Genomic DNA, 231 nt, shown 5'->3' with positions numbered 1-231 from the left:
AGTACCGCCCGACACCCTCATTCCCCGCTCTTGCAGGTGACGGCCTACTTCTTCGAAGATACGCTTGCCAAGGCCATGGCGCTCCAGCAGGTGCCGAAATTTGCATACTGTTGTTTCATCCGGCACGGGTTCATTGCCCAAGTCAATATTGGCAAAGCTGCGCATGGATACCGATTCGTATAAGGCTTCCTCGACGGCCGGATCTGACAGGTTGAACCATTGTTGCAGGAA

At 54.1% G+C, this 231-nt stretch carries 1 protein-coding gene; it reads right to left on the bottom strand.

The genetic code is table 11. From position 1 onward, the window contains the following. Nucleotides 1–231, bottom strand: a 231-nt coding sequence (locus LZ463_RS28985; protein ID WP_241459796.1) for a transposase, incomplete at both ends; no start/stop codon positions are given.

The sequence above is a fragment of the Undibacterium paludis genome (assembly GCF_022568815.1).
In the GTDB taxonomy this organism is placed as follows: domain Bacteria; phylum Pseudomonadota; class Gammaproteobacteria; order Burkholderiales; family Burkholderiaceae_D; genus Undibacterium.
This window is presented reverse-complemented; position numbering and strand designations above follow the sequence as displayed.